This window comes from Pseudomonas sp. PDM18 (assembly GCF_014852585.1).
GTDB lineage: Bacteria > Pseudomonadota > Gammaproteobacteria > Pseudomonadales > Pseudomonadaceae > Pseudomonas.
On the sequence record NZ_JACVBX010000013.1, the window covers coordinates 183,600 to 196,800 of the forward strand.

13 protein-coding genes are annotated in these 13,201 nt (G+C 64.6%); 3 read left to right on the plus strand and 10 right to left on the minus strand.

Features of this window, described 5'->3' with window-relative positions:
* Window positions 1-3 precede the first annotated feature (3 nt).
* The 6 genes from lepA to rpoE form a co-directional block, all read right to left on the minus strand.
* Complete coding sequence (gene lepA / locus IB274_RS24085) at window positions 4-1,803, minus strand: translation elongation factor 4 (RefSeq protein ID WP_192435333.1); 1,800 nt, start codon at window positions 1,801-1,803, stop codon at window positions 4-6.
* A 147-nt stretch (window positions 1,804-1,950) separates the two neighbouring features.
* Window positions 1,951-3,381: a DegQ family serine endoprotease gene (locus IB274_RS24090; protein WP_192435335.1), complete on the minus strand. Its 1,431-nt coding sequence runs from the start codon at window positions 3,379-3,381 to the stop codon at window positions 1,951-1,953.
* Window positions 3,382-3,417: 36 nt separating this feature from the next.
* Entirely contained in the window at window positions 3,418-3,873 is a 456-nt protein-coding gene (locus tag IB274_RS24095) for a SoxR reducing system RseC family protein (protein ID WP_192435337.1), read from the minus strand.
* Window positions 3,870-4,814 carry a MucB/RseB C-terminal domain-containing protein gene (locus IB274_RS24100; RefSeq protein ID WP_192435339.1) on the minus strand — a complete coding sequence of 315 codons (945 nt, stop codon included), beginning with the start codon at window positions 4,812-4,814 and terminating at the stop codon, window positions 3,870-3,872. The genes IB274_RS24095 and IB274_RS24100 overlap by 4 nt, the downstream gene beginning before the upstream one ends.
* 21 nt (window positions 4,815-4,835) lie before the next feature.
* A complete protein-coding gene (locus IB274_RS24105; protein WP_192435341.1) occupies window positions 4,836-5,420 on the minus strand; it encodes a sigma-E factor negative regulatory protein in 585 nt (194 codons plus the stop codon).
* A 31-nt stretch (window positions 5,421-5,451) separates the two neighbouring features.
* Window positions 5,452-6,036, minus strand: coding sequence for an RNA polymerase sigma factor RpoE (rpoE, locus tag IB274_RS24110; RefSeq protein ID WP_017516654.1), 585 nt, complete (start codon window positions 6,034-6,036; stop codon window positions 5,452-5,454).
* Window positions 6,037-6,497: 461 nt separating this feature from the next.
* Between rpoE and nadB the strand changes: the two genes are divergently transcribed.
* A complete protein-coding gene (gene nadB, locus IB274_RS24115; RefSeq protein ID WP_192435343.1) occupies window positions 6,498-8,114 on the plus strand; it encodes an L-aspartate oxidase in 1,617 nt (538 codons plus the stop codon).
* Here nadB and IB274_RS24120 read toward each other — a convergent pair.
* Together IB274_RS24120 and IB274_RS24125 are read right to left on the minus strand one after the other, a co-directional pair.
* Window positions 8,083-8,535 (minus strand): protein YgfX, encoded by a 453-nt coding sequence (locus IB274_RS24120; RefSeq protein ID WP_192435345.1) that lies wholly within the window; start codon window positions 8,533-8,535, stop codon window positions 8,083-8,085. The genes nadB and IB274_RS24120 overlap by 32 nt on opposite strands.
* Window positions 8,519-8,773: a succinate dehydrogenase assembly factor 2 gene (locus IB274_RS24125; RefSeq protein WP_192435347.1), complete on the minus strand. Its 255-nt coding sequence runs from the start codon at window positions 8,771-8,773 to the stop codon at window positions 8,519-8,521. The genes IB274_RS24120 and IB274_RS24125 overlap by 17 nt, the downstream gene beginning before the upstream one ends.
* A 170-nt stretch (window positions 8,774-8,943) precedes the next feature.
* On the opposite strand from IB274_RS24125, the gene IB274_RS24130 reads away from it, so the two are divergent.
* On the plus strand, window positions 8,944-9,879 hold the full coding sequence (locus IB274_RS24130) for a YgfZ/GcvT domain-containing protein (protein WP_192435349.1): 936 nt from the start codon (window positions 8,944-8,946) through the stop codon (window positions 9,877-9,879).
* Between the two features lie 45 nt (window positions 9,880-9,924).
* Entirely contained in the window at window positions 9,925-10,761 is an 837-nt protein-coding gene (locus tag IB274_RS24135; protein WP_192435351.1) for an HDOD domain-containing protein, read from the plus strand.
* A 156-nt stretch (window positions 10,762-10,917) separates the two neighbouring features.
* On the opposite strand, the gene IB274_RS24140 is transcribed toward IB274_RS24135, so the two are convergent.
* A complete protein-coding gene (locus tag IB274_RS24140; RefSeq protein WP_192435353.1) occupies window positions 10,918-12,324 on the minus strand; it encodes a sensor histidine kinase in 1,407 nt (468 codons plus the stop codon).
* Window positions 12,317-12,988, minus strand: coding sequence for a response regulator (locus tag IB274_RS24145; RefSeq protein WP_024765529.1), 672 nt, complete (start codon window positions 12,986-12,988; stop codon window positions 12,317-12,319). The genes IB274_RS24140 and IB274_RS24145 overlap by 8 nt, the downstream gene beginning before the upstream one ends.
* Window positions 12,989-13,201 lie beyond the last annotated feature (213 nt).

Here is a 13,201-nt window from a genome sequence, read left to right on the forward strand (position 1 = left end):
GGTTCAACTGTCCACTTTGAGCACAGCGAGGAAGGCTTCCTGCGGAATCTCCACGCTACCGACCTGCTTCATCCTTTTCTTACCGGCCTTCTGCTTCTCCAGCAGCTTGCGCTTACGGCTCACGTCACCACCGTAGCACTTGGCCAGCACGTTCTTCCTGAGCGCTTTGACCGTCGAGCGAGCGATGATCTGCCCGCCGATGGCCGCCTGAATCGCGACGTCGAACATCTGCCGCGGAATCAATTCCTTCATCTTCTCCACCAGCTGACGGCCCTTGTACGGGGCGTTGTCGCGGTGGACGATCAGGGCGAGGGCGTCAACCTTCTCGCCGTTGATCAGCACATCGAGACGAACCAGGTTGGCCGGCTCGAAGCGGTCGAAGCTGTAGTCCAGCGAAGCATAGCCACGGCTGGTGGACTTCAGGCGGTCGAAGAAGTCCAGCACCACTTCGTTCATCGGCAGATCGTAGATCACCTGGACCTGGCCGCTGAGGAAGTGCATGTCGCGCTGGACGCCGCGCTTCTCGATGCACAGGGTAATGACGTTGCCCAGGTGCTCCTGAGGCACAAGAATGGTCGCGCGGCAGATCGGCTCGCGCATCTCGTCGATGGACGAGAGGTCGGGCAGCTTGGACGGGTTGTCGACATAGAGGATCTCGCCGTTCTTCTGCACGATCTCGAAGATCACGGTCGGCGCGGTGGTGATCAGATCCAGGTCGTATTCGCGCTCCAGGCGCTCCTGGATGATCTCCATGTGCAGCATGCCGAGGAAGCCGATGCGGAAGCCGAAGCCCAGGGCCTCGGAGCTTTCCGGCTCGTACTGCAGCGCGGCGTCGTTCAGGGTCAGCTTCTGCAGCGCTTCGCGGAAGTCCTCGAAGTCATCGGAGCTGACCGGGAACAGGCCGGCGTAGACCTGCGGCTTGATACGCTTGAAGCCCGGCAGCACGTCCACGTCGGGCGTGCTGTTCAAGGTAAGGGTGTCGCCTACCGGCGCGCCCAGGATGTCCTTGATGCCGGCGATGATGAAGCCTACTTCGCCGGCCTTGAGGTCCGGAGTCTCGGTGTGCTTCGGGGTGAAGACGCCGACGCTGTCCACCTGGTGGACCTTGCCGGTGGACTTCACCAGGATCTTGTCGCCTTTCTTGACGCGGCCGTGCTTCACGCGCACCAGCGAGACTACGCCCAGGTAGTTGTCGAACCAGGAGTCGATGATCAGCGCCTGCAGCGGCGCGTCGATCTCGCCTTCCGGCGCGGGGATGGCAGTGACCAGGCGTTCCAGCACGTCTTCCACGCCCATGCCGCTCTTGGCCGAGCAGGCCACAGCGTCGGTGGCGTCGATGCCGATGATGCTTTCGATCTCGTCCTTTACGCGGTCCGGATCGGCCTGCGGCAGGTCCATCTTGTTGAGGACCGGCATCACTTCCAGGCCCTGTTCGATGGCGGTGTAGCAGTTGGCGACCGACTGCGCTTCCACGCCCTGGCCGGCATCCACCACCAGCAGCGCGCCTTCGCACGCCGCCAGCGAACGGCTGACTTCGTAAGTGAAGTCGACGTGACCGGGGGTATCGATGAAGTTCAGCTGGTAGGTCTTGCCGTCCTTCGCCTTGTAGTGAAGGGTGACGCTGTGCGCCTTGATGGTGATGCCGCGCTCACGCTCCAGGTCCATGGAGTCCAGAACCTGGGCCTCCATCTCGCGGTCGGACAGGCCGCCGCACATCTGGATAAAGCGGTCTGCCAGCGTCGACTTGCCATGGTCGATGTGGGCGATGATGGAGAAATTGCGGATATGACTCAGGTCACTCACGGCGAACACACTCGGAAGGCTGAAGGCGGCGGTCCGCCGAAAAATAGCCGGGGAGTTTACCTGACTACAGCCTGACGCGTCACGCCGCGCCGGACGGTCAGGCATGAAAAAGGGCGACCGGAGTCGCCCTTTTCTGGTGCACCGACCTTATTCGGTCAGCTTGAACGTAATGAAGCTCGCACGCCCCTGACGCAGCACGCGCATGGAAATCGAACGATCCTTCGGCAGCGCCTTGGCGATCTCGCTGAAGGTTTTCGAAGAATCCACCGCGCGGTTGTTCAGGTGGGTGATGACATCGCCCGGACGTAGGCCGATCATGGCCGCCGGGCCGCCCTGCACTTCCTTGATGACCACGCCACCCTTGATATCCAGGGACTTGCGCTGCTCGGCAGTCAGCTCCGCCACAGTCACACCCATGCGGTTGCTGCTGCGCTCGGCACCCTTGCCCTCGACGGCAGCGACGGCATCGTCGTCGTCCGGCAGGCTGCCGATGGTCATGTTCAAGGTCTGACGCTTGTTGTCGCGAATGACTTCCAGAGCGGCCTTATCGCCCGGCTTCATGTTGCCCACCAGGTGCGGCAGGTCGGCGGATTCGTTGATGGTCTGGCCGTTCAGGCTCAGGATCACGTCACCTACCTGCAGGCCGCCCTTGGCTGCCGGGCCGTCTTCCACCAGTTGCGCGACCAGCGCGCCGGCCGGCTTGTCGAGACCGAAGGATTCGGCCAGGTCCTTGTTCACTTCCTGGATCACCACGCCCAGCCAGCCACGGTTGACCTTGCCGCCAGCCTTTAGCTGATCGGCGACGTTCAGCGCCACATCGATCGGGATCGCGAAGGAAAGCCCCATGAAGCCGCCGGAACGAGTGAAAATCTGCGAGTTGATACCGACTACTTCGCCCTGCAGGTTCAGCAGCGGGCCGCCAGAGTTGCCCGGGTTGATCGCCACGTCGGTCTGGATGAACGGCACATAGTTCTCGTTCGGAAGGCTGCGGCCCTTGGCGCTGACGATACCGGCAGTCACCGAGTGGTCGAAGCCGAACGGCGAACCAATGGCCAGCACCCACTCGCCAACTTTCAGCTTGTCGGAATCACCCAGCTTGAGCGTCGGCAGGCCCTTGGCATCGATCTTCAGCACGGCCACGTCGCTACGCGGGTCGGCACCGACCAGCTTGGCTTTGTGCTCGCTGCGGTCGGACAGGCGCACGAGAATCTCATCGGCGTCTGCCACCACGTGGTTATTGGTGAGGATGTAGCCATCATCGGAAATGATGAAACCCGAGCCCAGGGACTGGGCCTCGCGCTGCTGGCCGCGGGGCGCCTGGCCCTGACCACCCTGACCGCGGGGAATGCTGCGTTCGAAGAATTCGCGCAGGCCCGGCGGCAGGCCGTCGAGGTCCGGAATGCCCATCTGCGCGTTGGAGCGGTCGGGAAGCTTCTGGGTGGTACTGATGTTGACCACCGCCGGCGAGGCTTTCTCGACCAGCGGCGTGAAGTCCGGTAGTTCAGCCCGCGCGGTGACCGACAGGCTCAGGGCCAGCAGGGCGACCAGCGCAGCCATGCTGCGTTTCAGGGTTTGCATTGACTACAGCTCCCGTGATGTTGATTGGGAAGATCACTAAACAGGGCCGGGCGGCCCACCGACCAGCGCACGCAGCACAACCGGTTGCATCGCCGGATCATCCGTATGGCGTCGCGCGTAGCGGCGCACCGGCAGCCAGGACAGCAGGAACCCCGCCAGCCCGGCCACGATGATGAGAGGTTCCCCCAGATCGAGGCACGCCGCCAGTAGCGCCAGCGCGAAAAGCCCGATCAGCGGAAGGAGATAGAAAAGGAGAGCGCTTTTCAGCAGAAGGTCTTCATCCACGCCAAGCACGACTTCGTCGCCAGGTATCAGACGCAGTGAAGAAAGGGCGCGCGCTTGGCCCCGCCCCCGGGCAATCCCCAGCCGCTCCAGGAGACCCTGGCCGCAACCGGCATTGACCGAACATCCCGAGCAGGCGGAGCGGCGCAGCGTTTCGATCTGGACAGTTCCAGACTCGACCGCAATCACCCTCCCCCACTCCTGGATCACTGTGGCTGGGCTCCCGTGGGCCGCATGGACAACGCCACGCGCTCGGCAGTGCCACTGGGTATCTCGCCGACCACAGTCACCATGGTGCCGCCGTCGTCACTGGCGAACCGCCTCGACACCACGGTGGTCGGGCCCAGCTGGGTGCGGGCATCATCGACCTTGGCGCCGTGCAGCGGCTCGAGGAATACCGAGAAACGCGCCAGTCCGTCGCCGTAGGCCAGGCACAGGACCTGATCATTGGAGACCGGGCTGCGCTCCTGCAGCGTACTGTTCAGGGTAAAGCCCGGCGGCACCCATTCCGAATGCCAGTTGGTCTTCACCTGGGCAACCTTGGCTTCCTTCACCGGCTTGCAGGCCGCGCTCGCTTGCAACTCGCCGTCATCCGGCGCTGCCATGTCGATGCGGGTGAACTGCAGGCGCTCGATGATCTGGCCCTTGTCATTGAGCAGCAGGGACTTGAGCGGCAGGCCCGTCTCCTTGTCCACGTGCAGTTCGAAGCCATAGCGATGCTGGTCACGCGGGATCACCGCCAGCACCACCGCCGGCCGGTCGGCAATGCGCGACTCGCCAGCGACGCGAACGTCATAGTAGCTAGATAGTTCGGCAGGGTTTAGTTTGCGTGCCGGCCACATCTCACCAGTCGACACCTGCCCCGACATACCTCCACCTACGCACTGGGTCGCACCATTGACGCGCACCACCTCCTGGCGCGGCCCATCGACCTGAACCAGGTGTTCGCGCACCGAGCCGTCGCTCTCCACACGATGCCAGACATCGTGGGTGGAGAAGGCTCCGCTGCGTTCGTAGATGAAGGTACCCTGGAAGTTCTGTTGCTGATCAGCCTCGGAGAGGCGCTTGATCCAGTCCAACGCATCGGCGGCCTGGACTGGCAATGCCAGCAGACCACCGAGGAAGAACAACAGTGCTGTCTTCGCGCGCATGTCGCTCCTTAAGGTCGCAAATCAGCGGCTTTCCAGGCTCGCGGCGCGTGCGTAAGGCAGGGCGCTGTCAGTGCCACTGACGGCGGACTGCTGAGCATGTTGACGCAGATAACCCGGAAGACGCTGCTCGTGCCAGGTGGTCTGCCCGCCCTGGGCATTGGTGATCACCTGCGGCGCCTCGTCCTGAGTGTAGCCTGCCAGTACCGCCGGGCCTTGCACTTGCGGCAGGGCGATCTGCGGAGTGGCACCTTGCTGGGCAAGGCTATTGGCGACACTGTCGTCCTGGTGGTACATGCGCACACCGGCCAGCACAGCCAGAGTCACCGAGGCAGCGACGGCCAGGCGGCCGACGTTGCGCCACGGATTGCGACTGCGCGGCGCCGGTGCGGCTTCATCAGCCAGCGCGGCGGACACGGCAGCGGCAATGTCCAGCTTGGGCATGGCCGGCTCACGGTGCATCACTGCGCGGGCCAGTTGATAACGGGACCAGGTGGCCCGCAATTCGGCGTCCTCGCCGCAGGCTGCAAGCACACGCCGCAGCTCAAGCTCATCCGCTTCGTTATCCATTACCGCGGACAGCGACTCCTGCAGGGCTTCACGACTCATAGCGGTACCTCTCTTGGCTTCTGCCGCTGTATCAGACTTCATCATGCAACAAAGGCTGCAAAGCTTTGTCGATCGCTTCCCGCGCACGGAATATCCGTGAGCGGACGGTCCCCACCGGACACTGCATCACGGTGGCGATATCTTCGTAACTCAGGCCTTCGAACTCGCGCAGGGTCAAAGCCGTGCGCAAATCATCAGGCAACTGCTGGATGGTGCGATGAACGGTTTCCTCGATCTCATCCCGCAGCATGGCTCTTTCCGGCGACTCGATGTCCTTCAGGGCGTGATCGCCGTCGAAGAACTCCGCGTCCTCTGCCGTGACATCGCTGTCCGGCGGCCGCCGACCGCGCGCAACCAGATGGTTCTTCGCGGTGTTGATGGCGATACGGTACAGCCAGGTATAAAAGGCACTGTCACCCCGGAAGTTGCCCAAGGCGCGATACGCCTTGATGAACGCTTCCTGTGCAACGTCCTGGGCTTCCTGGGCGTCATGCACGAATCGCACGATGAGCCCCAGAATCTTGTGCTGGTACTTCAGCACCAGCAGGTCGAAAGCCCGTTTGTCTCCGCGCTGTACCCGTTCAACCAGTTGCTGATCCTGTTCCTGGGTTAGCATGAATGCTCCTCTGAAAACCTGGAGGAGCTTCGAGCACCCTGGTAAATCGTCCTGCCAAGATAGACTCGGGTCTTTTGCAAAAGTTCTCCCCTCCAAGCATGCGCCGCACAGTTTTTTCACATTTGCGGCAATCGGACCCCGACATGCGTCCGAAGCCCGTCAAATTCAACTGCACCGGGCGGAACACCCGCTCCCCTTCCGCGCAATGTCAATCTGCACGCAAAGTTGATTGGGTATTCCGAGTTCGAACCGGAACGTCTGAAAAAGTTCCGGGGATTTGCCGTGATCGTTCAATGACTTCGACTCCACCCCTGGCGCCTGCCGGACCGGCTTGAGCGGGGAAGAAAACCTCCCGCCCTGCGACTGCCGTCCCGCGGCACGCGCCTTCGGTGTCATCGGTTCGCCAGTATTGTGCCGTGGCCCCCTTCTATATACTAGGGCGCCATTTTGTGGAGCCGGGTATGAGTCAGCATTTCCAGCACGATGTCCTAGTGATCGGCAGCGGGGCCGCCGGCCTGACGCTGGCATTGACGCTGCCTTCGCACCTGAAGATCGCCGTGCTGAGCAAGGGCGAACTGTCTCAGGGCTCCACTTTCTGGGCCCAGGGCGGCGTCGCCGCCGTGCTGGATGACACTGATACCGTAGAGTCCCACGTCGAGGACACTCTGATCGCCGGCGCCGGTCTGTGTCGCGAGGACGCAGTCAAATTCACCGTCGAGCATAGCCGCGAGGCCATCCAGTGGCTGATCGAACAGGGCGTGCCTTTCACCCGCGACCATGAAACGGGCCGCGAAGACGGCGGTTTCGAATTCCACCTGACCCGTGAAGGCGGCCACAGCCATCGCCGGATCATCCACGCCGCCGACGCCACCGGCGCCGCGATCTTCAACGCCCTGTTGGACCAGGCCCGGCAAAGGCCGAACATCGAACTGCTGTCGCAACGGGTCGCCGTCGACCTGATCACCGAGCAGAAACTGGGGATGGACGGTCAACGCTGCCTCGGTGCCTACGTGCTGGATCGCTCCACCGGCGAAGTGGACACCTTCAGCGCGCGTTTCACCGTGCTCGCCTCCGGCGGCGCCAGCAAGGTCTACCTCTATACCAGCAACCCCGACGGCAACTCCGGCGATGGCATTGCCATGGCCTGGCGCGCCGGCTGCCGGGTCGGCAACCTGGAGTTCAACCAGTTCCACCCGACCTGCCTGTACCACCCGCAGGCCAAGAGTTTCCTGATCACCGAAGCATTGCGCGGCGAAGGCGCCCTGCTCCGCCTGCCGAATGGCGAGCGCTTCATGCCGCGCTTCCACACCCTGGGCGAACTCGCCCCGCGCGACGTGGTGGCCCGTGCCATCGACCATGAGATGAAGCGCCTGGGCATCGACTACGTCTACCTGGATATCAGCCACAAGCCGGCCGAGTTCATCCGCGAGCACTTCCCCACGGTCTACGAGCGCTGCCTGGATTTCGGTATCGACATCACCCGCGAGCCCATCCCGGTGGTGCCAGCGGCGCACTACACCTGCGGCGGCGTGCTGGTGGATTCCCAAGGCCGTACCGATATACCGAATCTCTATGCCATCGGCGAAACCACCTTCACCGGCCTGCACGGCGCCAACCGCATGGCCAGCAACTCGCTGCTGGAGTGCTTTGTCTACGCCCGCTCCGCCGCCGCCGACATCCTCGCCGAACTGCCCAAGGCCCAGACGTTGGTCGCGCTGCCCTGTTGGGACGCCAGCCAGGTGACCGATTCGGACGAGGACGTGATCATCGCTCACAACTGGGACGAGCTGCGGCGCTTCATGTGGGACTACGTGGGCATCGTGCGCACCAACAAGCGCCTGGCGCGCGCCCAGCACCGGGTACGTCTGCTGCTGGACGAGATCGATGAGTTCTACTCGAACTACAAGGTCAGCCGCGACCTGATCGAGCTGCGCAACCTGGCCCAGGTAGCCGAGCTGATCATCCTCTCCGCCATGCAACGCCACGAGAGCCGCGGCTTGCACTACACGCTGGACTATCCGGACCTGCTGCCCGAGGCCCGTGACACTATCCTGGCGCCGTCCACCTATTGCGGCTGAAGCGCAGACGCACGCGCAGGCGCCGGTGCAACTCCGGCGCCAATGCATCGGCCGGCACGCAGACACTGCGCGCCAGCCAGTCGCCGGGACGGCGGAAACGCAGGACGATCAACGAGGGCAGCGCCAGGCTGTCCGGCAGCAACCGCACCGGTTGAAAGCCCGCCCGCTCGCTCCACAACTGCCAGCCCTCAGCGTTGTGGCGCAGCGCACGCACCGAATCAGGCGCGCGCAATAGAATCCGCCCAGGCACAACCAGAGCAGCGTGCAGCAGGCAGAGGCTCAGGCCGAGCGTTTTCCAGTGAAGGGGAATGTCCGCGAGCAATAGCGCCAGGACGGCGCAGCACTGCGCGGCGAGATAGGCCGTCAGCAAACCGATGGACGGTTGCCAGCGACACTCGAAGGGGTCACTTCGGCTGGACACGGTCCAGGATCATGCGAACGATGATACGCAGGTCGGCATCTTCCGGCTCGCCGCGCTGCATGAACCAGCCGAACATGTCCTGATCCTCGCACTCCAGCAGCTTGCGGAAGCGCGCCTGATCATCGGCCGGCAGGCCCGGATAGACTTCCTGGACAAAGGGCACCAGCAGGACGTCCAGTTCCAGCATGCCGCGGCGGCTGTGCCAGAAAAGGCGTTTGAGTTCGATTTCGTCGTTCATCTGCGGGGCACCTCGATTAACAGCGGGCGAATACGTCTTGATGCTCGCGAAGCCGACGGACGGCGCGAGCCGAGCGGCATTATACGCATGCTCGGCTCACCCGGCACCCGCTGACAAGGCTGGGCCTGAGCTCTATCATGAGGCCCCTAACTTTCTTCCAGCGAATCGTGATGACCGACTCTGCTTTCTACACCGAACTCAATCACGAAGGGATTCTCGCCGTCCGTGGCGCGGACGCCGGCAAATTCCTCCAGGGCCAGCTGACCTGCAACCTCAATTACCTGAACGCCGACTACTCCAGCCTCGGCGCCCGCTGCACGCCCAAGGGCCGCATGACGTCCAGCTTCCGCATCCTCGCCGAAGGCGAAGGCTTCCTGCTGGCCATGGCCAATGACCTGCTGGAGAGCCAACTGGCGGACCTGAAGAAGTACGCGGTGTTTTCCAAGGCCACCCTCGCCGATGACAGCAGCCAGTGGGCGCGCTTCGGCCTGAGCGGTGCGGACGCCGTCCTTGCCGAACTGGGCCTGAGCCTCTCCGGCGAAGCCGACCAGGTAGCGCGGGCCGACGGCCTGATCGCCATCGGCCTCGGCCAGGGCCGCGTCGAACTCTGGGCACCGGCCGAGCGCGCCGCCGCCATCGCCGACCTGTTGCAGGCCCGCCTGCCCCATGCCGAGCTCAACGACTGGCTGCTCGGCCAGGTTCGCGCCGGCGTCGGCCAGGTATTCGGCGCCACCCGCGAGCTGTTCATCCCACAGATGATCAACCTGCAGGCCGTGGGCGGCGTGAGCTTCAAGAAGGGCTGCTACACCGGCCAGGAAATCGTCGCGCGCATGCAGTACCTGGGCCGCCTCAAGCGCCGCCTGCAGCGCCTGAAACTCGATGGCGCCGAACTGCCGGAGCCGGGCCGCGAGCTGTTCTCGCCGGTGCACTCCACCAGCGTCGGCGAAGTGGTACTGGCCGCCCGCGCGGCCGATGGCGTAGAGCTGCTCGCCGTGCTGCAGGACGACGCCGCTGCCGACGGCAACGTGCGCCTGGGCGAGGACCAGCCCCTGCGCCTGCTGGACCTGCCTTACGTTCTGGACAGCGACCGCGAGATCCAGCGCTGAATATCGTGCCGGGCGGGGAGCCCGGCTTTCCCTGAAGGACACTTCATGAGCAAGCTTGCCGAAAAAGTACAACAGGAACTGCTGCGGGCCATCGACAACGATGAGCTGGTGCTGCCGACGCTGCCGGAAGTCGCCCTGCGCGTCCGTGAAGCGGCGGAAAACCCGGACATCAGCATCCAGGATCTGGCCAAGGTGATCGGCAACGACGCTGCGTTGACCGCGCGCATCATCAAGGTGGTGAACAGCCCGCTGCTGCGCACCAACAAGGAAATCACCGACCTGCAGATGGCGATCAGCCGCCTGGGGATCAACTACACCTGCAACCTGGCCACGGGCCTGGCAATGGAGCAGATGTTCCAGGCCACCTCCGATGTGGTCGACCGCAAGATGCGCGAGGTGTGGAACAAGAGCACCGAGATCGCCGGCATCTGCCACGCCCTGTGCCGCCACTACACTCGTCTCGCGCCGGATCAGGCGACCCTGGCCGGCCTGGTGCACCAGATCGGCGTGCTGCCGATCCTCACCTACGCCGAGGAGCACAGCGAACTGCTGGCCGACTCCATCAGCCTCAACCACGTGATCGAGCGCATCCACCCGATCATCGGCGACCGCATCCTCAAGGCCTGGGACTTCCCGGCGCCGATCGCCGCCGTGCCGGGCCAGCACCTGGACTTCAGCCGCGACTCGGCCAAGGTCGACTACGTGGACATCGTCCAGGTCGCCACCCTGCAGAGCTACCTGGGCAGCCAGCACCCCTACACCGAGCTGGACTGGGCGACTATCCCGGCCTTCGCCAAACTGGGCCTGGACCCGAAGGCAGACGTGAAGGAAGACGAAGACCTCTCCGCCGCCATGGAAGCGGCGATGAGCATGCTTCAGTAAGCGACGTCAAAGGCGAGCCGGTAGAGGTCAACCTGTAGGAGCGAGCTTGCTCGCGAAGGGGTTTCGCTGCCGAAAGGTTCGCGAGCAAGCTCGCTCCTACGAAAAAACCTCGCCACCTTCGAAACCCGCCCTCTCGGCGGGTTTCGCGTTTCTGGCTCAGGCGTTTTCCGCCGGGAAGGTCACCCGTACCCGCAGCCCGCCCAGCTCGCCCTGGCCCAGTTCGATACGCGCGCGGTGCGCGCTGCAGATCTCGCCGACGATGGCCAAACCCAGGCCGGTGCCCTGCTGGCGGCGGCGGTAGAAGCGGCGGAATACCTTGTCGCGCTCCTCCGGCGGGATGCCGGGGCCGTCGTCCTCGACCTCCAGCTCCGCTGGCGAGCGCACGCGGATGATCACGTTGCCGTCCGCCGGGGCGTGGGCGATGGCGTTGTCCACCAGGTTGCTGAGCAGCTCGTTGAGCAGGGTCGGATCGCCCTTGACCCAAACCGGCTCGTCCGCCTCCAGCGCCAGCGCAACGCCGCGCGAGTAGGCCAGCGGCGCAAGGGCCAGACCCAGCTCCCGCGCCAGCTGACTGAGATCGACATCCTCTCCCGCGCCTTCGGCGATCGCGCGGGCGCCGCTTTCCACTCGCGCCAGGGACAGCAACTGGTTGGCCAGTCCGGTCACCCGGTCGGTGTTCTGCACCGCGTCGACCAGCGTCGCGCGCCATTTCTGCGGGTCCTGCTCGCGCAGGCCAAGCTCCAGCCGCGCCTTGAGCGCTGCCAGCGGGGTACGCAGCTCATGGGACGCCTCGGCAATGAACTGCGACTGGCGGTCGAACAAGCCGCGCAGGCGCACAGTGAAGTGGTTGAGCGCTGCCACTAGAGGGCGCAGTTCCTTCTGCACACGGACTTCCGGCAACGGTCGCAAGTCGTCCGGCTGACGCTCCTCCACCGCTCCGCGCAGGCGGTCGAGCGGGCGCAGGCCGGCGCTCACCGCGTACCAGACCATCATCAGCGCGGCGATGGCCGACAACGCGAGGTTGAGCAGGGTATCGGCGAGCAGGTTGCGCGCCAGCCGCTCGCGGGCGCCCATGGTTTCGGCAACACGGATTTCCGCCATGCCGTTTACCGTCGGCTGGCTCACCGGCTGCAGCAGGCTGACCACCCGCACACCCTGCCCTTCGTAGGTGGCGTCGTAGAACTTGGCCAAGGCCGGATAATCGTCGGTGCGTGGCGTGGTCGGCAGCGGCGCCGGGAGATTCTCGTAGCCGGAGATCATGTTCCCCTGCGGATCGATCACCTGGTAGAAGATGCGCCCGGCGCTGTCGTACTCGAAGCTGTCCAGCGCCACGTAGGGCACATTGGCGCGCAGGGTGCCGTCGCTGGCGTAGAGGCCGTCGGCGATGTCCCGTGCTGACGCCAGCAAGGTGCGGTCATAGGCGATGTCGGCGGCGTGCCGGGCGCGCCAGTAGGTGGCCGCACTACCGATCAGCAGCAGCACCAGCAGCAGGCCACCGAGGCGCCAGAGCAGGCGCCCGCGCAGACTGCCCGTACCGGGAAGCACCCAGCGCCGTTCAGCCATCCTGGGCCTCGAGCAGATAGCCCAGGCCGCGGAAGGTGACGATGCGCACCGAGCTGCCTTCGAGCTTCTTGCGCAGGCGGTGCACGTAGATCTCGATGGCATCGGCGCTGGCGTCCTGGTCGAGGCCGAACACCTGGGCCGCCAGTTGCTCCTTGCTCATCACCCGCCCCGGCCGGGCAATCAGCGCTTCCAGCACGGCCTGCTCGCGGGAGGTCAGGTTCATCGCCTGCTCGGCCAGGGTGAAGCGCCGCGCGCCAAGGTCGTAGACCAGCTCGCCACAGCGCTGCTGCTGTTCACCGCCCAGCACACTGCGGCGCAGCAGGGCCTTCACCCGCGCTTCCAGCTCGGTGAGTTCGAAGGGTTTGGCCAGGTAATCGTCGGCGCCCAGGTTCAAGCCGTGCACGCGGTCGCGCACTTCGCCTCGGGCGGTGAGCATCAGCACGGGCAGGGTCTTGCCGCGCTCGCGCAGGCGCGCCAGCACCTGGAAGCCGTCCAGTCGCGGCAGGCCGACATCGAGGATCGCCAGCGCGTAGTCCTCGCTGGCCAGGGCCAGGTCGGCGGCCACGCCGTCCTGTAGCAGGTCCACGGTCCAGCCGGCGCCCTTGAGCGCCTGGGCGACGCTTTCACCGAGTTGCGGATGGTCTTCAACCAGGAGGATTCGCACGGATTTCTACCCCTCGGACTACAGGTTCGGGCCGGCAGTTTACCCATCCGCGCGCCCCTGTGAATGGGGGAAATTCGCTGAAATCACTGCGAAAGGAGACTGAAAGCCTGGCGAAAGCTTAGCCCGTTAGCATCGCCAACGAGCCGCCTCCCAACCCCGAATACTTCAGCGCCGACTGCCCAGGCGCAACGGCGGGAGCAGCGGACTCGACGA